This is a genomic window from Salinispira sp. (assembly GCF_059431795.1).
Genome location: NZ_JBXWXS010000003.1, coordinates 1 through 21,638 on the forward strand (window position 1 = coordinate 1; position 21,638 = coordinate 21,638).

19 protein-coding genes are annotated in these 21,638 nt (G+C 48.8%); 9 read left to right on the forward strand and 10 right to left on the reverse strand.

What is annotated here, in order from left to right:
- The first annotated feature begins 500 nt into the window (after positions 1-500).
- The 4 genes from AC52PS_RS01160 to ehuA all read left to right on the forward strand — a co-directional run bounded on the left by AC52PS_RS01160 (position 501) and on the right by ehuA (position 3,646).
- Positions 501-1,379 carry a transporter substrate-binding domain-containing protein gene (locus tag AC52PS_RS01160; RefSeq protein WP_495561193.1) on the forward strand — a complete coding sequence of 293 codons (879 nt, stop codon included), beginning with the start codon at positions 501-503 and terminating at the stop codon, positions 1,377-1,379.
- A 92-nt stretch (positions 1,380-1,471) separates the two neighbouring features.
- Complete coding sequence (gene ehuC / locus AC52PS_RS01165; protein WP_495561194.1) at positions 1,472-2,140, forward strand: ectoine/hydroxyectoine ABC transporter permease subunit EhuC; 669 nt, start codon at positions 1,472-1,474, stop codon at positions 2,138-2,140.
- 2 nt (positions 2,141-2,142) lie between these two features.
- Positions 2,143-2,841, forward strand: a complete 699-nt coding sequence (gene ehuD, locus AC52PS_RS01170; protein WP_495561195.1) for an ectoine/hydroxyectoine ABC transporter permease subunit EhuD — start codon at positions 2,143-2,145, stop codon at positions 2,839-2,841.
- Positions 2,834-3,646, forward strand: coding sequence for an ectoine/hydroxyectoine ABC transporter ATP-binding protein EhuA (gene ehuA, locus AC52PS_RS01175; RefSeq protein ID WP_495561196.1), 813 nt, complete (start codon positions 2,834-2,836; stop codon positions 3,644-3,646). Before ehuD ends, ehuA begins: the two co-directional genes overlap by 8 nt.
- A gap of 77 nt (positions 3,647-3,723) precedes the next feature.
- Here ehuA and AC52PS_RS01180 read toward each other — a convergent pair whose 3' ends face one another.
- Positions 3,724-4,686 (reverse strand): YitT family protein, encoded by a 963-nt coding sequence (locus tag AC52PS_RS01180; protein WP_495561197.1) that lies wholly within the window; start codon positions 4,684-4,686, stop codon positions 3,724-3,726.
- Between the two features lie 199 nt (positions 4,687-4,885).
- Here AC52PS_RS01180 and AC52PS_RS01185 point away from each other — a divergent pair, with 199 nt between their 5' ends.
- Complete coding sequence (locus tag AC52PS_RS01185; RefSeq protein WP_495561198.1) at positions 4,886-5,692, forward strand: META domain-containing protein; 807 nt, start codon at positions 4,886-4,888, stop codon at positions 5,690-5,692.
- 16 nt (positions 5,693-5,708) lie between these two features.
- On the opposite strand, the gene AC52PS_RS01190 is transcribed toward AC52PS_RS01185, so the two are convergent.
- The 5 genes from AC52PS_RS01190 to AC52PS_RS01210 form a co-directional block, all read right to left on the reverse strand.
- Entirely contained in the window at positions 5,709-7,160 is a 1,452-nt protein-coding gene (locus AC52PS_RS01190) for a TrkH family potassium uptake protein (RefSeq protein WP_495561199.1), read from the reverse strand.
- A gap of 9 nt (positions 7,161-7,169) precedes the next feature.
- The gene (gene trkA, locus AC52PS_RS01195; RefSeq protein WP_495561200.1) at positions 7,170-8,585 is read right to left on the reverse strand and encodes a Trk system potassium transporter TrkA; all 1,416 of its coding nucleotides are present in this window, start codon (positions 8,583-8,585) and stop codon (positions 7,170-7,172) included.
- Positions 8,586-8,760: 175 nt separating this feature from the next.
- On the reverse strand, positions 8,761-9,648 hold the full coding sequence (locus tag AC52PS_RS01200; protein ID WP_495561201.1) for a glycine betaine ABC transporter substrate-binding protein: 888 nt from the start codon (positions 9,646-9,648) through the stop codon (positions 8,761-8,763).
- A 315-nt stretch (positions 9,649-9,963) separates the two neighbouring features.
- Complete coding sequence (locus AC52PS_RS01205) at positions 9,964-10,815, reverse strand: ABC transporter permease (RefSeq protein ID WP_495561202.1); 852 nt, start codon at positions 10,813-10,815, stop codon at positions 9,964-9,966.
- Positions 10,816-10,827: 12 nt separating this feature from the next.
- Positions 10,828-12,087, reverse strand: a complete 1,260-nt coding sequence (locus tag AC52PS_RS01210) for a quaternary amine ABC transporter ATP-binding protein (protein ID WP_495561203.1) — start codon at positions 12,085-12,087, stop codon at positions 10,828-10,830.
- A gap of 161 nt (positions 12,088-12,248) precedes the next feature.
- On the opposite strand from AC52PS_RS01210, the gene AC52PS_RS01215 reads away from it, so the two are divergent.
- Entirely contained in the window at positions 12,249-12,593 is a 345-nt protein-coding gene (locus tag AC52PS_RS01215; RefSeq protein WP_495561204.1) for a SpoIIAA family protein, read from the forward strand.
- 48 nt (positions 12,594-12,641) lie between these two features.
- Here the strand turns inward: AC52PS_RS01215 and AC52PS_RS01220 are convergent, their stop codons facing one another.
- Genes AC52PS_RS01220 through AC52PS_RS01230 form a run of 3 tightly spaced genes read right to left on the reverse strand, consistent with a single transcriptional unit; the run spans position 12,642 to position 17,207 of the window.
- Complete coding sequence (locus AC52PS_RS01220; RefSeq protein ID WP_495561205.1) at positions 12,642-13,964, reverse strand: MFS transporter; 1,323 nt, start codon at positions 13,962-13,964, stop codon at positions 12,642-12,644.
- Positions 13,965-14,014: 50 nt separating this feature from the next.
- The gene (locus AC52PS_RS01225) at positions 14,015-15,685 is read right to left on the reverse strand and encodes an alkaline phosphatase family protein (RefSeq protein ID WP_495561206.1); all 1,671 of its coding nucleotides are present in this window, start codon (positions 15,683-15,685) and stop codon (positions 14,015-14,017) included.
- On the reverse strand, positions 15,666-17,207 hold the full coding sequence (locus AC52PS_RS01230; RefSeq protein ID WP_495561207.1) for an FkbM family methyltransferase: 1,542 nt from the start codon (positions 17,205-17,207) through the stop codon (positions 15,666-15,668). Before AC52PS_RS01230 ends, AC52PS_RS01225 begins: the two co-directional genes overlap by 20 nt.
- A 112-nt stretch (positions 17,208-17,319) precedes the next feature.
- Here AC52PS_RS01230 and AC52PS_RS01235 point away from each other — a divergent pair, with 112 nt between their 5' ends.
- From AC52PS_RS01235 to AC52PS_RS01245, 3 genes are all read left to right on the forward strand, one after another.
- The gene (locus tag AC52PS_RS01235; RefSeq protein WP_495561208.1) at positions 17,320-18,207 is read left to right on the forward strand and encodes a methyltransferase domain-containing protein; all 888 of its coding nucleotides are present in this window, start codon (positions 17,320-17,322) and stop codon (positions 18,205-18,207) included.
- Positions 18,200-19,924 (forward strand): dihydrofolate reductase family protein, encoded by a 1,725-nt coding sequence (locus AC52PS_RS01240; protein ID WP_495561209.1) that lies wholly within the window; start codon positions 18,200-18,202, stop codon positions 19,922-19,924. Before AC52PS_RS01235 ends, AC52PS_RS01240 begins: the two co-directional genes overlap by 8 nt.
- A 125-nt stretch (positions 19,925-20,049) precedes the next feature.
- Positions 20,050-20,493 carry a 6-pyruvoyl trahydropterin synthase family protein gene (locus AC52PS_RS01245; protein ID WP_495561210.1) on the forward strand — a complete coding sequence of 148 codons (444 nt, stop codon included), beginning with the start codon at positions 20,050-20,052 and terminating at the stop codon, positions 20,491-20,493.
- Positions 20,494-20,533: 40 nt separating this feature from the next.
- Here the strand turns inward: AC52PS_RS01245 and AC52PS_RS01250 are convergent, their stop codons facing one another.
- Positions 20,534-21,568 (reverse strand): glycosyltransferase family 4 protein, encoded by a 1,035-nt coding sequence (locus AC52PS_RS01250; RefSeq protein WP_495561211.1) that lies wholly within the window; start codon positions 21,566-21,568, stop codon positions 20,534-20,536.
- Between the last annotated feature and the right edge of the window lie 70 nt (positions 21,569-21,638).

A 21,638-nucleotide genomic window follows, 5' to 3' on the forward strand; every position in this document is an offset into this window, starting at 1 on the left:
ATCCGCTGTTCAAAATCAAAAAAACCAGGCTGATTCATCATCATTTCAAACTCCTATCAAAAACCGATAGGAAATTTTACCAGCTAACGCACTCTTTGCCAATTAATCCGGGTTTTGAGAGGTGCCCAAACCATAAATGGTGGAAATATTTAGTGTACTGTATATTTTGCTTGCCATATTTCCCCCCTTTGCGTATGATGATACAGCATGCTTCGATTTCATACAGCGTATGATCTCGCAGTGTCTGCAGCTGTATGAGCCGAATTCGCTTCAGTTCATATATGTGCCCGATCTTCTTGAGGTCGAGCCGTTTACAGCCGGCACCGAAATTGCCGGTTGTGCTGTATCGAAATCATAATACGTCCGTGAAGACAGGTTTTTTCCGGAGACATGGGGATTTCGATGGTTAGATCCGGTGAGAACTGAATCTTTCTTTGCGCTGTTTCATATTAATGTGTCAAATCGAAGCATACGTTAATCTCATTTTAAGGAGGGATATCATGGATATCTCAAAGCTGATTAGACGTATGCCTGCAGTTATGCTGGTTCTTCTTGTTTCAACCGCAGCAGTTTTCGCCGGACCTCAGGCAGAGGGCGGTTCACAGGATCTTCTCATGGAAAGAATTGAGGATGGAAAAAGCATCCGCATCGGATTTGCCAATGAAGTACCATGGGCCTACCCGGGAGATAACCAGAATCCACTGGGTTTTGTAAATCAGATTACCCTGGATATCCTTGAAAGCATGGGATACACCAATATTGAACCGGTGGTTACCGAATGGGGGGGACTGATTCCCGGACTGAAGGCCAATAGATTCGACATTATAACCGGCGGAATGTACATTCTTCCCAGCCGTGCTGAAAATGTAAACTTCTCCGAACCCATCGGCGTATTCGGGGAGAGTTTTATCGTTCCCGCAGGCAACCCCGAAGGAATTGAAAGCTATGATGATATCCGGGAGAGCGGCGTTACCATGGTTACCGGCTCAGGCTACAGCAGTGTTGAGCATGCAAAGACCGTGGGCATTCCCGATGAAAATGTTATTACCGTACCTGGAAACTCTGAGATTCTCGCAGCGGTACGCTCCGGACGGGCATACGCCGGGGCTGGGACCTATTTCAGTTCACTCTATCTCGCCGAAGAAAGCAACGGTGAAGTAGAAGTTACCGATCCCCGGAAGAATCCGGATTGGACGTTTAATTGGGCCGGTATCGGCTTCAGGAAATCCGATACCGAGTTCCTAAAGGCGTTCAATGAAGCCCTCGCTGAATACATGGGTTCGCCCGAAATGATGGAAAACGTAGCTGAATACGGCTATTCAGAAGCCCAGCTCCCCGGGGATATAACCACTGAAGAGGTTGTTCAGCGTCTTGAATAACAACAGTTCAGACGTATTTTCCTTTTCGGTACGGAAACCCGGCTTCGGCCGGGTTTCTGTTTTCGCACAGCCCTTCAGATAAGAAGTTTTCCATGGAAACATATATTGAATTTATTCAGACTTATGGCCCGCGCTTCCTCAACGGCGCCGTTGTAACCCTTCAACAGACCGTTCTCGGAGCTCTATTGGCAATCGTTATCGCTCTTGTTGCGGCTATTTTGAAGATGTCACCCATTAAACCGCTGAAATGGCTCAGCTCCACCTACATTGAGGTCTTTCGGGGAACATCTTTACTGGTACAGCTGTATTGGATCTTTTTTGTCCTTCCGCTTTTCGGAATCTCACTTAGCAAGATGACTGCGGGCTATATCGCACTGGGAATGAATCTGGGGGCCTACGGTGCGGAGCTTGTCCGCGGAGGCATTCAGTCTGTTCCCAAGGGACAACACGAAGCGGCAATTGCATTGAATCTCACCCCCTCTCAGCGGTTGAGGAGAATCATTCTCCCTCAGGCCTTGCGGAACATGCTGCCTCCCTGGGGAAACCTTCTCATTGAACTGCTGAAAGCAACGGCCCTTGTTGCATTAATCTCCGTACCTGATCTGATGTTTGAATCCAAGCAGATTAACGCCAGCACCTTTCTTTCAGCCGAAGCATTCGGAACCGCTTTAATAATTTACTATATATATGCCCGCTTTCTTATTACTCCGGGCATGCGCGGATTGGAAAGAAAACTATCCAAAAAACTCAGCAGGAGCTGATCATGTTTGACTGGAATTGGAATTTTACCATAGAAATATTACCACGGCTCCTGGAAGCCACCCTGAATACCCTTATGGCCGCAGGTTTCGGCTATCTGATAGCATTGGTTGTTGGGCTGGTATTCGCCCTTGCACAACGAACTCCCGTGCGGAGTCTGACCATAATTGTCCGTGAGGTTGTGGAATTCATCAGATCCACCCCATTGGTTCTACAGATATTTTTTGTGTTTTATGTGGGCCCGCAATTCGGTATTCGGCTCAGCCCCTGGACTGCAGGTATGATCGCTATAGGGCTGCATTACGCCAGCTACATGTCAGAAGTATATCGGGCCGGGCTCAATTCTGTGCCCCGGGGTCAATGGGAGGCCTGCAAGGCTCTGGACCTGAGCGTTCACCGCACATATTCAAAGATCATCATCCCTCAAGCTATTCCGACCATCATACCGGGCATGGGGAACTACCTGGTCGGTATTTTTAAAGATACACCAATGCTTTCGGTGATCGGTGTGACCGAGCTGATGCATGCGGCAACATCAATCGGTGCCGAAACCTACCGCTTTCTCGAACCATATACCCTGGTTGGAATTCTCTTCCTGAGTATTTCAATCCCCACCGCGTTCCTTTTTCGGAATTTAGAAGATAAAATTCGAGTATCGCTGGGTATGAAAAAAATACATCAAAAGGATGACAACAATGAGTGATCAACACTTTCCCCTTCAATTGACTGGAGAAACCACGCCCATGGTGCGTTTCGATAAAGTGACCAAACGCTATGGTGACCTCACAGTTCTGGATTCCCTGGAGCTGGATGTGCAGGCTAATGAAATGGTCACCATTATCGGCCCTTCAGGTTCGGGCAAAACAACAGTTTTACGAATGCTCATGACACTGGAACAGATCAATGAAGGTGTAATTTATGTGGACGGACGCCCCCTCACTCACATGGAGAAGGACGGGCAGCTCATCCGAGCAAACAAATCATATACGCGGGAAGTTCGAAAAGATATCGGAATGGTGTTTCAGCAATTCAATTTATTTCCTCATATGACCGCCCTGGAGAACTGTATCGAAGCACCGATTCAGGTTCTGGGACTATCCAAAAAGGATGCCGCAGAACGGGCTGTGGAACTGCTGGAGATGGTGGGGTTGGATGATAAAATTGACCAGTACCCCGCCAGGCTGTCCGGTGGGCAGCAGCAGCGGGTTGCTATAGCCCGGGCCCTTGCCATGCGCCCCAAGGTGATGCTGTTTGATGAAGTAACCTCAGCGCTTGACCCGGAAGTAATCGGCGAGGTTACTCAGGTAATCCGTAAACTTAAGGTTAAGCATGATCTCACTATGCTTATGGTCACCCATCAGATGGGTTTCGCCAGAGAGATTTCCGATAGGGTATGTTTCTTTTATAACGGAAGCATTGTTGAACAGGGTGCACCCGAAGAGATCTTCTCCAATCCGAAAGAAGAACGGACTGCAGAGTTTCTCAGTGCAGTTCTTGAAGCCAACTGATCCTCGAGAAACTCCGGACACACTCATTCGAGGGGATGATATTTCCCAGGAAGTTCATCCCCCGACTATCTGTGGATTCAGTCACCGAAATTAATCTCCCGACTTTTAAAACCGAAACCGATTACATCTCGCACATCATTCATTATCATAAACACATTAGGATCTTCCTGGTGGGCAATAGATTTTAACGTTGATGCCTGCTGGATTCCGAATGCCACAAAAATCAGGTTCTTTTCAGAACCCGACCAGCTGCCCCGGCCACTTAGAAAGGTTACCCCTCTGTCCAGCTCATTATAGATCCGGTTTTTGATTCTCTCCTCGGCATCGGTATCGGAGCATATGATTGTGGCAGTTTTTACCCTGGAAATACCTTCGGTTACCATATCGGTGAATTTGGCCGATAGATACAAGCCGAAGTAGCTCCAGATAATAATATTGAGATTCGAAAATACCAGGCCGATTATCAGAATTATGAGGGTTTCTATGATCAGGTAGCCGTTTCCGATCGAAATTCCCAAATACTTTTTCATCACCGCCACAGGTACATCTGTTCCCCCTGTGGATGCCTTTGACTTAAAAATCAGCCCAAGGCCGACCCCGAGTAACATAGATCCTGCAATTGCCGCTAAAAATATGTCATCTGTCATGGCCCATTCGGTGCTGGCCTTCATGACTCCATCAACAGTGTTGTAACGCTCAATCATCTCGGTGAGGATACCCAATTCATACAGCTTCCTTGGAGAAACCAGGTCGGTCATGGCACTGCTCATGAAAAATCCGACAAAGGTCCCCAGGCCGAATTGTCTGCCAACAAGCCAGATTCCCAGGATCCACAGCGGTATGTTCATCATCATCATTACAAAACCTGCGTTCCAGCCGAATAAATGGAAGAAGATCTGACTCAAGCCTCCCACACCTCCCGGTGCGATTTTATACGGGAGCAGGAACCATGAAAGGGCGATGCCGAAAATCAAACTTCCTACAATAATTCCAAGAGTTTGACGGATAAACGAACCGGCCTTGTTCATGTTGATTTTCATCCTTTCCTCCCCGTTTTCACATGTTTAGTGTCCATAGTCTTTTCGGCGATCATCTGCTCCGAGCATGCAGTATACAACCATGTTGGCATTCATCCAACTCAAGCATTTCCATTATAGTTGTAACCTCTGCATCATCGGGGTACTTTTCACATTGCCGATAGATAAACCAAAAACACCTTGCAGAGTACGGGAGCAGCAAATGTATAATGAAAATACACTCAGAAAATCTTTCCTGTTGATCGCGGTCCTGGTATTTACTGCTTTCCTGCTCGCTTCCTGCAGGACCGCTACCTTCCGTATTGTCGAACCGGATCATGCTTCGGAAAATTTCTCCGGCAGGTATTCCGGCGTACTTCCCTGTGCAGACTGCCCGGGTATTCTCACTATTTTAGAAATATCCGATTCCGGAGTCTTTTTCCTCAGAGAAATTTATCTCGATAGAGAAAATTCGGAATTTTTTGGCAGAGGCACATGGGAAGCCAGAGAAGAAAATCAGCTCATGCTATTCTTCGACCAGGATTCCCGACAAATCCGGCTAAGGAATACCGCTATCGGCCTCCATATTATAAATAATGACGGTTCTGAAATTTCAACCGGATTCCCGGGGCTGTATCTGTTGGAAAAATCCTCCACCTCTCTGCAGAATTCCCGTTGGAGGCTTCAGAAACTGAACGTTGAAGGGGTGTGGAAAAGCTACCAGACTGAAGTAGAGGCAGGTTTCTTCATTTCATTTTCATCTGAAGGATTCAGATATGCTGCTAAAGCCGGGTGCAACACGCTTATTGGAGAATATGCAGTCAGCTCCGAGGGAGACCTGAACTTCACCCCCCCTGCATCAACCCTCATGGCATGCCCCGATATGGCTGCGGAAGAGCAGCTCAAAAAGGTCCTGATAAATACAAGAAACTGGAAGATTCGGGGAGACCAAATGTGGTTCGTTAACCAACATGGAGAGGAGCTTGCTGAACTCTCCCTCATACCACCAGGGGAAGGTCAGGAAGAATAGGGGAAACACTGATGCCTCAGCGTTTCCAGAATTGCGGAGAAAAGAGCACCAATACTGTGTATATTTCCAACCTTCCCAGCATCATAATGAACGATAAAAACCACTTTATGCCCGGCGAAAATGATGAGTAATTTTCCGTGGGACCGATACCGTCAAAACCCGGCCCTATGTTCCCCAAGGTTGCCAATGCCGTGGAAAAGCTGGTAAGAAGGCTCTTTCCGTCGGTTGCCACTACCACGGTGGTAAGAATGAGAAAAAACATATAGAGAATGATAAAGCCGGTAATGGTATACACTACCGATTTTCTCAAACGGCTGCCGTTGAGCTTAACGGTGAACACACTTCGGGGATGCAGTAAATATTTCATTTCGGTAAATCCCTGCTTCAGGAGAGAGACAATCCGCACAACCTTCACACCCCCGCCGGTTGATCCGGCGCTTCCGCCAATAAACATCATGGCGAACAGCAGAGCCTGACTCAACCCCGGCCAGAGAGCGAAGTCTGCGGTTGCATAGCCGGTAGTGGTGAGAATACTTGCGGTTTGAAACCCTGAATACCGAAGACTGGTTGCAAGGTCCGGATACACACCTTCACGAAAAAGGTTAAAACCCATAACAAGCATGGTGACAAGGAAAATCCCAAGATACGCCTTCAATTCCGAATTTTTCCAAAGCAGCCTGAATCTGCCCGTAAGCAGCCGGTAATGCATAATAAAATTCGTACCCGCAAGAACCATGAAAACGGTGATTACATTTTGAAGGTACGGACTGTCATAATGGCCTACACTGGCGTTCTTCGAGCTGAAACCACCCGTGGCCAATGTCCCGAATGTATGGGTGAGGGCATCAAATACGCTCATACCTCCAAACATGAGAAGCAGGGTTTCAAGAACGGTCATGCCCACATAAATCATCCAGAGAATTTTCGCCGTACCGGTAATTCTTGATGTGAGGCGGTCAACATCGGGCCCGGGTGCTTCAGCCTTCATAAGCTGTAAGCCCCCGATGCCCAACAAAGGAAATAGTGCTACTGCGAGCACTACAATTCCCATGCCTCCCAGCCAATGGGTAAGACTTCTCCAGAACAGAAACGGCCGTGGCATGGATTCAATTTCAGTAAGAATGGATGCTCCGGTTGTGGTAAACCCGCTCATTGTTTCGAAAAAAGCATCGGTATAGGAGTGAATGGCTCCTCCCAGAACAAAGGGAACGGCCCCAACTGCACTAACAAGAATCCAGCCGAGACTCACGAGGAGAAAGCCGCTGCGAGGGTTAATGTCTCCCCGGTAGCTCCAGGTAAGCCACAGCACTCCTGCAGAGATGCCCAAGGACGCCATGGAAGGGATAAAAAAACTCATGATAAATTCCGGTGTGGAGTCGAACAGGGCCACAATTACCGGTGTGAGCATGAATAATCCCACAATTCCCAAGATTGCAGCCAAGGCCCGGGTAATGGCAAAGCCCTTCACGATTGCCTCCTATTGGCCACGGAATGAGGCCGTTACCAGATCCTCAATCCGAGGAACGAACTCTTTCCGTGCAAGTATGAGAACATGATCGTTGGCTTGCACCATGGCGTCACCGTCGGGGATAAAGGTCTGTTTTTCCCGGTTGATATACAGTAAAAGCGTTTCTGGTGGGAACCTGATCTCCCGGAGTGTTTTACCCACAATTTGACTTTCGGGTTCCACTTGGAGTTCAAGAAAATCTATCTTCCCTCTGGCTGCGGTCTGAATACTGGTTACATTGCCTTTTAAAAGATATTTAAGAATTGAGTTCACAACCGTATCCTTAAGACTGACAATCACGTTGATTCCCAATTCGCTTGCAATGTGTGCATAATTTTCCGATCGCACCAGGGTGATCGCACGGTCGATTCCGATTTTCCGGGCATACAATCCGGCAACAATATTCAGTTCAGGGTTTTCCGTTGCAGTAATAAGGAGATCACACTCATTCAGTTGTTCTTCTTCAAAAATATCTTCTTCGCTAATATCCGCATTAATTACCAATGCATCAGGATAACGTTCACTGATCTGTTTACACTTCTGATAATCCCGCTCCACCACTCTTACAGAGCGGGCATTCTTCCTCCGAACCATCCGAGTGAAGCGCCGGAAAAAGCTCTGCTCCTGTAATTCATTTCCCATAAGATGATGGAGCACCATTCTGCCGATAGATCCGCCGCCAACCACCAGAACGCGCTTCAGGATTTCCTGCTTCTCTCCAAGAAATTGATGGATTTTTTTAAAGTCGGCTTCTTTAGCAGCGATATACATTTCATCTCCCTCAAGAATCATGGTTGATCCATCGGGAATAATGATCTGTTCATCCCGCTGTATAACAGGGACAATAAAGGGAAGGGGAAGAAGAGAAGGCAGTTTATGGACAACCATATTGGAAAATGGGGAGCGGGAAGACACAACAAATCGTTGAATCTGAATATCCAGATTTTCGAAAACCATAACATAGTTACGAGCACCGGTATCCAATTGCTGAATAATGTTTTTTGCAGCCTCAGTCTCGGGATTGATCATATAATCTATCCCCAGATAGCGCTGTTCAGCCATTTGAGTCTGCATATACTCAACATTTCTTACCCTGGCAACCTTGTTGGGAATGCGGAATTCTGCTGCAACCAGGGAGCAGCAGATCATATTAATTTCATCGGACCCTGTGAGAGCAATAAAGTAGTCGGCCTTATCGGCCCCGGCTTTCCGGAGAATTTCAAGATCGTTACCCTGGCCGGTGAGCACCATACAATCCAGCCGGGCTCCGGCGTATCGAGCCGATTCCTCATGCTGCTCGATTATGGTAACATTCTTCCCTTCATCGATGAGTCGACGGGCAACCTGAAAACCCACAACTCCGGCTCCGACTATGATTATGTTCATAATACTGGTTATAGCAGGTTAGACTGGGCCGGTCAAATTCACGCAGCCCTTTATTGACTGCTCTTTTCTTTACCCCAATTGGGTGCGCCCTTACCGGGTAAATAAAAAAGGCTGCCTGAGGGTACTCAGGCAGCCTTCTGAAACAGCTCTTTCGTTTTACAACGGAAAGATGCTATTACATTTCAGGAATCCAATCCTGCCATACGTCAGGATTTTCATTCTTCCATTCGCGAGCCGCTTCAAGTGTGTCCAGCTCGGAATCGGCAATGTGCACCATGAGGGGACCGATGGTTTCGTTGGTCCAGTACACGTTGTCGAAGAACGCAGATACAACAGGCAGTTCTTCTTCTACACCGGGCTTACCGAGAATGAAGATATCATCGGGAACGAATACCTCGGGACCATCCTGTTCGAGAATTACAAGATCGTAACGACCGAACATGGAGTGGGGCTGCCAACCCATACCTACGATGTATTCTTCTTGCTGGTATGCCGCATCAATTGCTGCCATCATTGCGGGGCTGGAAGATGCAATCAGTTCGAGGCCAGCTTCATCAAGGTTGTAACCGGGAATCAGTTCCTCAGCCGTTTTAATCATCATACCTGCACCAGCATCAATACCGGTGATTGCACCGCCAAGCTTTTCTACAACTTCGGGTTTTGCAAGATCGGAGACCTTGGTAACACCGTCATCAGCCATGTACTTGGGCACAATTAGTCCGGTGATACCTTTGTCATAAATCTTGGAAACCTCAACAAGATCGGTGCCTTCTACATATACACCGTGAAGTGTAGGAAGCCACCCTTCCATGAAGAAGTCCTGGTCACCGGCGGCTACTGAAGAGATTGCAGGAGCGACATCGGCAGCAGTAAGGTTTACTTCGTATCCAAATTCATCTTCCAGAACAGTTGCCAGGAAATGGGTCCATGCCACACCTTCTTCCCAGTTTGCGTATACGAGATTCACCTCTTTAGCTTCTGCACCTTCCTGAGCACCTTCAGCAAACGCTGCGGCGGGAATGATTACAGCCATAATAAGTAAAGTCACAATTAACTTTCTCACAATATTCCTCCTAGAAATAATATTGATTGATTATTAGTATACTAACTATTTGCGTGGGATAAATCAAGGAACTGACGGGAATTTCTTGAGTAAAATACGTATTTTTTTCGGAAATTTTCCGGATTAGCCCTGGTTTTCCCGTAAATCGGATCAAAAAACATGTTGGGACGTATAAACTATATAGAATTCTATAAAATTGCATAGAAATAAGTTTCCCGGTTTCACCCAAAAAAACGGGCTGCCCAATTAAGGCAGCCCGGAAAATTAGGAAGATAAGCCTTCCTGATATTTTCAATAGGTTTCATCAGTTGTGCATTATTTCTCTTCCTGTCGCTGAGACGCATCACTCAAGGCTTGAGTCACACGGTCCAGGAAGATGGCAAGAATAACAATTGAGATTCCGCCTTCAAAGCCCATATCGATCCGCAGCTGAGTAATACCCTTGAGAACTACGTTACCCAGACCGCCGGCACCGATCATCCCGGAAATTACAACCATTGACAGGGCAAGCATAATTGTCTGGTTTACCCCAGCCATAATGGTTGGCAGAGCTACCGGCAATTCAGCCTTGTACAGCATCTGGGATGAGGTAGCTCCGAACGACCGGCTCGCCTCTTTGATTTCCTTGGGAACCTGCCGTATACCAAGGTTGGTAAGCCGAACTGCGGGGGGGAGTGAGAAAATCAGTGTTGCAATTACCCCGGGGATGGGACCCAGCCGAAAAAGCAGTACCGCAGGAATCAGATACACGAATGCCGGAAGTGTCTGCATAAAGTCCAATATTGGGCGTACCACATTCCAGACTGAATCCGATTTGGAAGACCAAATTCCCAAAGGTACACCTATGAGCAAACCGAAGAATACCGCAGTTATTACCAGGGAGAGTGTATCCATGGTTTCGCTCCAATACCCCATGTACCAGATGAGCAAAAACCCGATCAGAGTAAAAATGGCAACTCCCCTGCTGGCAACCCACCATGCAAGTGCGGTAAACAGAATGATAATGATAAACTGGGGAGGAAACTGAAACACCCAGTTCACGCCGTTGAGAAGCCCGTCCACAAGGTTGGAGATTACATCAAAGAACCCCCCCATATTTTCCGTGAGCCAGTCGATAACCGTCTCAAATCCTTTTCCGATGTCTATTATTTCCCGTATTCTATCCATCTATTTCGCTCCTTAGTCCTGACCGGCTTCTGCGTCCAGCTCGGCCTGTTCCATAACCTCACTCAGTACTGTGGGCGTTTCCGCCTCTTCATCGTTATTGGTAACTTCTGCAATGATCGCAGCCCGGTCCACAATTCCGTGAAATTTATTATCGTCCCCGATCACTGCAATTGGGAATTTCGATTCAAGGGCAGTGGCCAGCAGATCTGAAACAGCCGTATCGGGTCCTGCGGTATAGACATCGTGTTTCAGGATTTCTGTAAGATCTTTCTGTTTCTTTTTCTTCAACTCCACTGCATCCTCAACGGATACGATCCCCTGGAGTACCCTTTCGGAATTCACTACAAAAGCATGTGAAATGTGTTCCTTCTCCATAAGACGAAGAGCAGCTTCGGGACCGTCCTTTTGAATATTCAGAGTAGGACATCCGTGTTTTACAGAGCTCGCAGTGATAACCTTGGTTCTGTCCACATTCTGAACAAACTTTTTCACATATTCGTCGGCGGGATCGGAAAGAATTTGCTCAGGAGTTCCGATCTGCCGTACACGGCCGTCAGGTCCGAGAATGGCGATGCGGTCACCCAGTTTCAACGCTTCATCAAGGTCGTGGGTGATGAATATGATAGTCTTGTGCATTTTAGCCTGGAGCTCCAGAAGTTCATCCTGCATCTGAGTACGGATCAGGGGGTCCAGTGCACTGAACGCTTCATCCATGAGAAGGATCTCAGGATCGTTCGCAAGAGCCCTGGCAAGTCCAACCCGCTGCTGCATACCGCCGGATAATTCTCTGGGCATGCTGAACTCGAATCCATCGAGACCTACAAGTTTAATAGCGTCCAAAGCTTTTTGTCTCCGGGTATCCTTGTCTACACCGCTTACCTCAAGGCCGAATTCAACGTTATTCACCACATTTCTGTGGGGCAGGAGTCCGAAATTCTGGAAGACCATGGACATCTTTCGTCGACGAAGCTCCTGAAGCTCATCACTGTCCATTTGCATAATATCTTTGCCGTCCACCAGAATGGCTCCTGCTGTGGGTTTAATCAGCTTATTGAGACAGCGGATAAACGTCGACTTACCGCTCCCGGAAAGCCCCATTACCACAAAGGTTTCTTTCTTGTCGATGCTGAATGACGCACCGTTGATTGCGATAGTACATCCGGTTTTTTTCTTAATATCCGTCTTCGACATCCCGTCTTTGATAAGAGGAATTGCCCTCTTGGGATTGGGGCCGAAGATTTTATACAAGTCCTTCACTTCAACTAATGACATTAGTTACGCTCCCTTTATTAAAATCTTTTGCGTTCGATGTTGACTGAAAATGCAGAGTATATTAATTAGTGTACGAAACATTAGTACAATTTGCAAGGGTAGACGGAAAATGACCGAAAGTATCTACCCATGGAGTACATTTGCCGGGTACAATGCACATTATGACTATTATAAGCGTTTACTACACGGCCAGTATGACCGACGAAGATCACAAGGAATTGCTTGATACCCGCCTGGAGGATATCAAGCGGGTTGGAGATACGGTGAATATTCTCACCGTCATTGAAGAGGGATTTGAGACGAATGCTGTGCGTAGTAAAAACGAGCGGCTGTTTTCAAAAGAAGTGAATCCGTATGTGAAAAAGTCGGCAGTAGTTGGAGCCACCGGAATGATGAAGGTGACGGTCGCAAGTCTCAAGATGTTCTCTAAACGGGAAATTCAGGAATTTGACAATGAGACCTCGGCCACAGCCTGGCTCAGGGATGAGCTTGAGGTGCATGCCTGAAAGCCCGGCAGCCTCCTTTTCAGCTCCGGTCATCATTCCAGGCAAAAACTACCTAGCTGGATGATTTTCACCAAAATCGGATCTTTTCCTCCGTATCGCCAGGACTAATATCCCCACAAGCAAGACTCCCGCGGCAGATCTCAAAAGCCAGGGAGTATCAAGGGGAAGCAGTCCGGCTATGAAGGAATTCACCAGGTAGCTCACTGGCAAAACCGCAGTCCCCATTGCTTCCAGAAGCCCAAGATACCTAGCGCTTCCCTGATCGGTACTTTTGGCGTGCAGTTGGCGAAGAGTGTTCAAATACACAGCAGAAAGCAGCCCGCCGCTAACAACTAAAAGCAGAACTGGAATAAGCCCTCTGAGGACAATCCCCTCCACATCAAGAAACCCGGCAGGGAAAAGGGAAAGTAAGAAGAGAAGGACTCCATACAAAAGTGCCGGAATCCCGGCTCCACCCTTAGCCGCTCTGGTTCCAGAAAGAATCACCGAGTCAAGCGCAGCATACAAGAGACTGCCGCCAAACAGGGATGCCATGGCAAAGCCCAGGTACATCTCAGGCGCTCCCAGCCGCCTGAGCAGAAAAAACGGCATATTCACAACCAGCATACTGTTGACCCCTTGTAACCCTAGGTAAAGGTACACGGGTACACCCCTGCGGTGAAAACCGTGGAGACGACGCATATGCCCGCCAATCCCGCTCAAAAATGATTTCTGTTCGATGTCCCGATGGGATGAGAAGGCAGCGGATCGAGGCGCATCTGTCCCAGCACGCTCCCACACACCGCTGAACAGAAATCCTGCACCGCTGATAAGAAGAAGCCACCCCATACCGAGTATTCCGGACAATACCGAACCGGCTCCCTGTCCTGCCAGACTTGCAAGGTGGGCGGCTGCAGTTCTCAAACTGAACCAATCAGGTCTGGAGAAGATGCCCCTGCGCCGGGTCCCCGTTTTCCTTCCATCCTGGTCCCCTACATGCTGTTCCGTTGCACCTGGTTCCCTCTCATCCCGTTCTTTCACATATAGATTTATATCCAATAAATAGCTCATCACGGCAGGAGTGAAATGTGCCTGCATAACAGCGTTAAACAACACCATAGGAATAAGAATCAACATGGGGTGAATGGATAACCCGGAGAAAAACAGAAGTGCCCCGCTGAGAAACCCCAGACCCCGGAACATATCGCTTCCGGAAATTATTCGAATCCTGTTTTCCCGATCCGCCCGCACACCGCCCTGGAAACTGAACAGAACTACCGGCAGGTAAGCCGCAGCCTGGATTAATCCCAGGAAAATGGGATTGGGAAAATCCCGGGCAATGAAAATAAAAAGACCAACCACATAGAGAGAATTCCCGAAATTTGTAATCATGTTTCCGAATACTATGACCGCGGGTCTGGGCGATATATGTTCAGAGATTTTCATGGAGAAAGAAACTCCATTTCAGGACGCCAGTGCAGTATTCCGTCCACTAACCGGGATATGGCGGCCATTTCAGGGTAGCGCCACTCCTCGTATGACGGGATCCCCGGATCAATCCCCCGGATAAACCCCCATTCTTCGGGTAAGCTGACCCGACTGTTTTCACGAAGAATAACGTGTACAGGTACGGCATATCCTGCATCCGGGGTGCTCACCGGTTTTCGGGGCTGGTGATCGCCGATAATGATCGTCAGCCCCGCATCGGAAGCATGCTCAAGGAGAAACCCTATCGCTGATTGCAGACTGTAATCGATTGACGCCAAATACCCCTGCGCCAGCTCGTTTCCGCTGAGCCAGTTATTGTCATACCTGCGTATGTTTTCCCGGGTGTACTCCCTGCCGAAGTTATCAAAAGCCCAATCGGGAAAGTACGGGGGAACATTCTCAAACGGCACATGGGAGCTCACCAAAAGCGCCATAACAAATTCTTTCCTGTTTGGTTCCAGCCGGCGTCCTATAACATCGAGAAAATACTGATCGGGCATGGCTCCGAAGCTCACGAACGGTCCTTCATATTCGAAATCATAACGGAGAAAATACTCTTCAAAAGGAAATGCTTTCCGCCAACTCTCCCAGGATTCGTATGTACCGGGAGCTGCATATATTCTGTGATACCCCGCAGATTCCAGGAGTTCAAGAAGAAAAGCTGGTTCTTCGGATGCGACAATATCATCGAACATTCTCTGGCTTGATACTTGACTGGCCGTTAAAAGACTTGAATCCGCCAACCAGCTTCTTCCTCCGAACACCGGCGACCGCACAAAACCGGAATAGACTTGAAAACCTCTCTTGTGTAGCGCGTCTCCGATTCTGTCATAGGACAAGGCGATGGCTTCCCGATACTCATCTTTCAGGAACAAGGTGGAACCGTAAGATTCAACAACCAAAAAATGTATATCAGTATCGGCGATTCCCGGGAAGGAATACTTCTCCTCCGTGGACGAGTAACGGTTACCCACGGATCTCATATATGACCCACCGGTATCTGAACGGGAAACCGCCAGCACCCTGGTAGACGGAACAAAAATGTATGCCAAAACCGCACATAGAAAGAAGAGGGCTGGAATCAGCACCCCTCCTCCGGATGTTACCCCGGGGGCAGGAGTCTGGGTCACGGAATATCCCCCAAGCTCCAAAAACAGCCTGGTAATGAACCACCCCAGCAGTATCAGAATGGAGCTCAGCAGCGCATAGGTTGTAAGATTCAGCAGATCAGACGAAATATCCGGTTCGCCCAGGATCATGGAAAACAGTCCCGGAATCAGGGAGGCATCGGTAAGGAGGGAAAATTCCTCCATATACAGCAACCTGAAAAACCATTGACCTGCACTGTTCAGAATGCTCAGACCGAATCCCGCTGCAGCGGGGATTCCAAGGAGATAGCGGCGAAATCGATCCGGGACGCCTTTCGGTTCTGGCCCCAAAAGCAGGACTATGAATCCGAAAGAAACAAGAAAAGGAGCAGGGGGCACCAATATTTTCCATGCCGTTCCCGAGCTCCCTCCTGCAAGATGATGACCCGATAACAGAAAATGAAGGGCAAGCATTCCAAAAGGAACACCAATAGCTCTGAGAAAATTTTTAGAGCCTTCAGGAGATTTTTCGGGCATATACATCTCCGCTGATGGTTTTCTCGGTATTTTCAAGATATTTTTCCATAGCCCGGAAATCGGTCCAATTCCGAAACACCATTCGCATGGACTCACCTGGAGAAAAATTAAACTCATACTCCCCGGTATTATTCAACAGATGGAGACATTCCAGCCCCGCAGCTCTCTCACTCACAAGAAACTCAAAACTCAGAGCGGGAACCGCGCAGTCTAAACCCTGAAGCACCTGAAGTTCATGGCCTTCCACATCTATCTTGATGAAATTCGGAACACCATATTGGCCGATCATGTGTTCCAGGGTAGAAATATGAATATCACCGGTTTTTTCCCAGCCCACTCCTTTGAAAAGGGAGTCTTTGGTTCTGTTTTGCACCCAAGTACCATCAAGACTTGTAAGGGTGGGAAATTCCCTGGATATATACAGCGGAGCAGTTCCCTGCTCCTTACCCATGGCAAAAAAATGAAGCTGAACCCCAGCTTCCCCGCCATACCAATGCTCCAGCAACCCCCTGCACGACGGCTGGGGTTCAAAGGCATGTACTGAAGCTCCAAGCGACCGGAAAACAGGGATTCGGTTTCCGATATGAGACCCAACATCAAATACCATTCCCCCTTTGGGTACAAGTCCACCATACAGTCGCCTCATCCGGACGAATCTGAAGGGAGCAATCAAAAATGGGAATGTATAGTACACAAAAACAGATTTCAGCAAACCTTTCCTGTGTCCGTGGGGCAATAGATCGGCAATTTTTTGAATCCGGAACCCTGTCTCAATGAAAAAACTGATAATAATTAAAAAGGTGGATGCAATGATGAGCCCTTCGGCAAAGGGGGCGAAGCGGGGCAGCGGAATAAGTTCACTGATCCAGATGGATGCCAGAGTGAACTGAAGAATCGCCGCTATCGTTTTGGAACCCCGTCTGAACCACCGGGGAAAGAGGGGTTGAACCGGGAAAAGCACAAAAACGAGAGAGAAACTATGCCTGGCGAAAATCGGCAATAGCAAAATGAGATACTCTTCTCTGATCAAAACTAAAGAAAGTCCGCTGAGAGCAATGGCAATTGCATCCGATTCAGCATCCAGCCATGAGCCCAATTTCCCGAAATTATGTATTTCATCCGCCGTCTCCCGACGGGCAAGAAAGCCGTCCAGAAAATCCGCTGAAAACCCGGCCCCGATCAAGACGGATGCTGCCCAGGCCCAGATGCTACCGGTTGCTCCGGGGTTACCCTTGACCAAAATTAGCGCCCCCAACGATGTTCCCGCTAAAAGAACTGCCGGGCGAATAAGGGTTACCAGATTTGCGGGGCGCACCAATACTCGTGTCCAGGATACTTTCTCGGCCGCAGCGAATATTCCCGCGCCTGGAAGAAGCAAAAGATAAAATAGAAGCGGCATTCCAAGGATGGCGGTTACCCGCAGATTATAGTCCCCGATATGCGTCAGAAATACCGCAATCAAGAGCAGAAGAAGAGAAATACAGGCAAGCCACCGAATACTGCCGGGATTTTTCATATACATGGTTCGATAAATATAGGCAGGACCGGTTATAAGCGTCCAGCTTTATTCTCACAGTCTTCATCTATATATTTTCCTGTTCCCCACCCGGCCATTTCATTACTATTAGCAGTATATGAATGCAGATAAGAGGCAGGTTTCAGCTGCCGCGGACAATCACAGCGCCGGGTTTGCGGCCTCCGTGGCTGATTATTACAATTTCAATACTCCCAAGTTTCTGCCGGGCGGGAAACGGAGATCCCGGGGCAGCATCCACAGAAAACTCTTCCCCCCAGGTGTACGGAACTCCGAACATGCGGAGAACTATAGTCACCAGCTCATACTTGGTGACATTGTTACCAAAAAACCCGAGAGAATACTTGACCTGGGTTGCGGAATCGGCGGAACCATCAGATATCTGCAGGAGAGCTACACGGCGGATTACACAGGAATTACCCTCAGCACGGTTCAAAGCCGCATGGCCCGGGACCTGGGGACAAATGTACATACCGCAGATTTCCTGGACGGCAGCTGGTATGAATCCCAGAAACAATTCGACTATATGTATGCCATAGAGAGTCTTCAGCACAACCCGGATCATCCCCGGCTGGGAAAACACCTTGCCGACCATTCATCTGCAGGTGCAACGCTCGCAGTAATTGACGATTTTCTTCTAGGTTCGGGGAAAAAACAGAACACCAATTCGGCACACCGGAGCCTTATCCAACAATTTGTAGACCACTGGTATGCGAAAGGGTACACGTTTCTTGAAGATTATCTCAGTCTGATGAACGACGAGGGATTCTCCTGCATCGAGATTAGAGATCTCACTTCATATATGAGGCCCCACCATCTGCGGACCGCGTTGGCTTCAGCTCTTGTAAGTTTTCTTCGTCTGCGGAAAAAACAGAGCCCTTGGACGGATAACCTCATAGGGGGAACTGCCCTTAAACGGCTTCAAAACCGCGGAGTATCGGGCTATTTTTTCATTCGTTTCGAAAAGAGGGGGACGAAGCATGGGTAACAACTTGCCCTATCCCCGCATCACCATCAGTTATGCCCAAACCCTGGATGGGCGCATCGCCACAAGAACCGGTAAGTCCAGATATATCAGCGATGAAGCAAGTCTGGAGATGAATCAGCAGATGCGGCGGGAACATGACGGTATTCTTGTTGGGATCGGCACAGTGCTGAAAGACAATCCCCTTCTTACCTGCAGGCTGGATGGCTGCACAGATCCTGTGAGAGTGATTGTTGATTCACAGCTGCGAACACCGCCGGATTCAAAACTGGCACAAAGCGCGGGGGAAGTACAGACACTCGTGTACTGCAGCCCGGAACATCTAAAAAGCCACAGTGAACAGGCGCTCGCCCTTCAAAGCGCGGGCTTTGAGCTGATACCCCTGGAACGGGGCCACGAAGAGCCACAGCCCCCCGACGGCAGCCCGCCGTTATTACCTCTGGACCTTCTTCTTCGGGACCTGAATACCCGGGGCGTATCCAAACTCATGGTGGAAGGCGGTGCAGGAATTATCACATCCCTTCTCAGACAGGGACTCTGGCACAAGATGACCGTTGTTTCGGTGGGAAAGATCATGGGCTCCGGTGTGGAAGCGGTTGGTGATCTGGGAATCAGCAACCTGAATCAGCTTCTCATCCCCGAGATCGAAGACATACGGATTGTCGGCAGGGAAATCATCTGGGATATTGTGAACCCCGAGCCGCCGGAGCTTCCATCATCCGCTGCTCCCCGGGAAGAGTTCCGCCCAGTTCCCGTCCGTACCAAAAAAACCACTGCCCGGACGGTGTACTTCACCGGCTTGAAGCAAGTGGAGGTTCGTGAAGAAGCATTGCCCCGGTCCCGAAGTGGAGAACTAACGGTGCACTCCCTTGCCAGCGCCATAAGCCCGGGCACCGAGCGTAATTTTTATCTGGGGCGCTTCGAACGTGGAAGATCTGGCAATCCGGATATGGACTTTACCGGCGAGGTTCTGGATTATCCGTTCAGCTACGGCTATATCAATGTGGTTCGGGATCTTAATGGCCGACGGTATTTCGCATTCGCTCCCCATAGCGATGCTCTGGTTCTCAGGGAGAAGTCACTCATCCCACTTCCCGACGCACTTGGAACAGAGCAGGCAGTGTTTATTCCCCACCTTGAAACCGCCTTGTCCATCGTCCATGACAGTCGGATTCAACCCGGCGACCGGGTGATTATTACCGGAGCCGGGGTTGTTGGTACCCTCTGTACCCGTATTCTCAGATCCATTCCCGGGGTGGAAATCCATATGATTGATCCCGCCCCCAGGAAGAGCCGATGGTTCCCAAAAGGTGAGTTCCAGGTCGATTTTCACGGTCTCAAGACAGCTGATGTGTGCATTGAGGTCAGCGGAAATCCCGATGCCCTCCAACCGCTGTTGAAAACTGCAGCCTTTGAAGGCCGCGTTACCGTAGCAAGCTGGTATGGAGACCGGGAAATTTCGGTAAATCTTGGAAAAGATTTTCATACCCGGAGACTTCAGTTGATCAGCAGTCAGGTGAGTACAATGGGAGGCCATATGGGCAGCAACTGGAACAAGGCCCGGAGAATGGATAAAGTGATACGATTGTTGAACGAGATTCCTGTGGAGGACTTAATTACCCATCGTTTCCCCTTCAACAAAGCCTCTGAAGCCTTTGCCCTGCTGGACTCGGAAGAGCTCCTTGGCCTTCCCCTGCTGGTGCCGGACTTCCCGAACTGAATGCCCCCAGCCCGATACCCGTTACTTCCGGGAGTTGGTATAAAAGCAAAGAGTGTTTAGCTCGCGTCTGTCTACAAACCGTTCGGGAGAGCGACTCCCGATTGACTATTTACAAGGAGATACGTATGAAAGACGATACGAAATTTTCTCAAACAACTGCCAGGAAATACCGGGTGGGGGTCAGGGGGAACTTTACCGCCATCCATGCATTGGTGGGAGATGTACCCGAGTACGAAAAACATCCCCATGAACATGAATATCTGCTGGAATGGCTGTTTACTCTGCATTCTTTAGATGACCGGGGGTTTTCCCTGGATATCGCTCTGCTGGAGAAAATCCGGGACACACATATTGCCGAAATTCGGGGAGTAAACCTCAACGATCTGCCCTATTTTTCCTCTGTGAACAGTAGTCTGGAGAATCTTTGCGGTTTTTTCTTTCAGAGATTGTCAGCCCTCCTCAAAGATCAGCTCACCGCCGAAGATCTAAAGCGCATAGAAGAGATGGAAATTCGGATTTGGGAAAACGATCAGGCATGGGCGGGTCTCTCTGCCCCCATTACTTCATGACGAAAAGATAGCCCATTACCAGCGGCTCTCAGAATGAACTTCAGGTAGCTGCCATTGCTTCAATGGTTTCCCCAACGGAACGAAAGGTTTCATTCCAATCCGGATGGTTCTTCCAGGTCTTTACGGCCTGCTGCTGCAGTTTCGAGTAGGTTTCGGGACTGGTTCTCACAGACTCTATGATGCGGTGAAGTTGCCGGGGACGATGGGGGTTAATGCGAAAGCCGTTCACCCCGCTGCGGATAATATCCCCCGAGCCTCCTTTATTTCCTGCCACGGGGACTACTCCATGCCCCAAGGCTTCCAGATATACAATTCCAAACCCCTCATGGGATGAGGGCACAACCAGCAGCTGGGCTGAATTGAGAAGCCGGTCTTTAGTTTCAATCTCAAGAAATCCGTGGAAGTGCACTATATCCTTCAGCCCAGAGTTTTGAACCCTCGTGCGCATCCTTTCGGCATACTCCGGATCTGCATCCAGCCGTCCGCCCACATGAAGCACCAATTCCCCGGGGGTGAACCTTTCCAGGTATGTGAGAATATGGTGAAGGCCCTTACGGGGTATCACATTTCCCAAAAACAGCAGTTCCAGCTTGCCCTGTGTAAATGGGCGCCTCTCATGCAATTTTCCTTCCCGGGAATCGCCTGAATCTCTTCCGGGCATAGCCAATCCAATCTCTCCCCGGTACGGAGTTTTCCGGCGAACCGAATCGGCCGTACTGCGGGAATTCACAATTACATAATCGGGGAATTGAAAAAATTGCCGTTCATAATTCCAGTGCCTGATGCGCTTACCCAAAGGCAGATCCTCGTCTGAAGCCAGATGATGTACCATTGCCACTCTCACGGCTGAATCCGGAAGCCGATTCCATTCCCGGGCAGTCCGGAAATGGGGGTGGCATAGCTCATCCACAATACAAACCTGAGCTTCAGGAGGAGAGGTTTCAGTAAGCTCATCCGGGGTGATGACGCGAACTGTATGCCCCCGGGCGCTGAAAAACTCGGCCAGTCTGCGGTCATAGAGATATCCGCCGGAAATAATATCAAAGTTTCCATATACAACGAATAAAATTGTCACATACACAATATATCAGCCAAACGCGACAAACGTCCTATTTTTCTTGCTTGTCCTCATATATGTATGTAGC